The sequence below is a fragment of the Cupriavidus sp. 01L46 genome (genome assembly GCF_056399905.1).
This window is the reverse complement of record NZ_JBFTSF010000589.1, coordinates 1-1,418: the sequence shown is the minus strand read 5'-3', so window position 1 is coordinate 1,418 and position 1,418 is coordinate 1. Positions and strand designations below refer to the sequence as shown.

The 1,418-nt window shown below is 68.5% G+C and carries 2 protein-coding genes; both read right to left on the bottom strand.

What is annotated here, in order from left to right; genetic code table 11:
- Positions 1–1,059: dihydrolipoyl dehydrogenase (locus tag AC1DS3_RS38655; RefSeq protein WP_477129366.1), on the bottom strand; the 1,059-nt coding region annotated here is incomplete at its 3' end.
- A gap of 185 nt (positions 1,060–1,244) precedes the next feature.
- Positions 1,245–1,418: glutaredoxin domain-containing protein (locus AC1DS3_RS38650; RefSeq protein WP_477129365.1), on the bottom strand; the 174-nt coding region annotated here is incomplete at its 5' end.

Sequence of the window (1,418 nt, the reverse complement as noted above, 5' to 3'; positions counted from 1 at the left end):
GGTGAAGACCACGCCGATCGGGGCGCGGCGCGACAACGGGCGCACCTTGGGATAGGCCGCGGCGTTCTCGCCGGCAGCCTTGCCTTCGTCGGCAGCTTCGTGCAGCAACGGCAGGACATCGTTGGCGTCGCCGGCGATGAAGATCGGCGCCGCGCCGCATTGCAGGGTGACCGGGTCGAATACCGGCACGCCGCGCCAATCCAATGCCAGGCCGGTGTGCTCAAGCCCGAGGCCGCGCACATTGGGCTGGCGGCCGGTGGCGGCGAGCACGTAGTCAAAGCGCTCCGTCACGGTGTTGCCCGAGAGATCGGTAAAGCGGATCACTGCCTCGTCGCCATCGCGGCCCATCTCGCCAAGCTTGGCATCCGGGTCGAGGTAGAACTCCTCGCGGTAGCTAGCCACGGCATTGGCCTTGATRGCCGGATCGGTCAGCGGGCCCACGCCGCCGCGCAAGCCGAACACGCGCACCTGCACGCCCAGGCGGGACAGTGCCTGGCCCAGTTCCAGCCCGATCACGCCAGGACCGAACACGGCGGCGCGGCGCGGCAGGTCGTCCCAGGCGAAGACGTCGTCGTTGACCACCAGGCGATCGCCGAACACTTTGAACGGCGGCGGAATCACGGGGCTGGAGCCGGTGGCGATCACCACGCGGCTGGCGCGCACGGTGGTGTGCTCGCCAACCTGCAGCACGGTGTTGTCGATGAAGCGGGCATAGCCGCTCACCTTGTCCTCGGCGGGAATGCCGTCCACGCCGCGCACCACGAAGCCGACAAACCGGTCGCGCTCGCGCTTGACGCGCGCCATGACCTCGCGCCCGTCGATGCGGATCTCGCCATCCACATGCACGCCGAAAGGGGCCGTGTGGCGCAGCTCATGCGCCGCCTCGGCCGCGGCGATCAGCAGCTTGGAGGGCATGCAGCCCACGCGGGCGCAGGTGGTGCCATAGGGGCCGCCTTCGATGATGACGGCGCGCTTGCCGGCGGCGCGGGCCGCGCGGTACGCGGCCAGGCCCGCCGTGCCGGCGCCGATCACGGCGACATCGGTCTGGATGGTTTGCACGGTCTTCATGTTTTGCACGTTCTGCGGGGTGGTCATGTCGGCGTTCCTGGTAAAGGCTGTGTCAATCAACGGACCGGATGGCACCGGGTGGCGCTGCAATCGGGTCCGCCGACTGGGGCACGGCCTCCGGCTTTGCCGGCGCCGCGCCCTGCGGCGTTCAAGCGTGTTGCGTGGCTGGCTAAGGTTTAGCGAACCAGGTAGGTCTCAAGCGCGTCGGCGCCGCCGATCAGCTTGCCGTTGATGAAAATCTGCGGCGCGGTCATATCGCCCGACAAGGCGCCCAGCACCTTGCCGCGGATCTTGTGTTCCAGCGGCACGTCGATGTATTCGAAGCCGTGGTCCGACAGCATCTGCTTGGC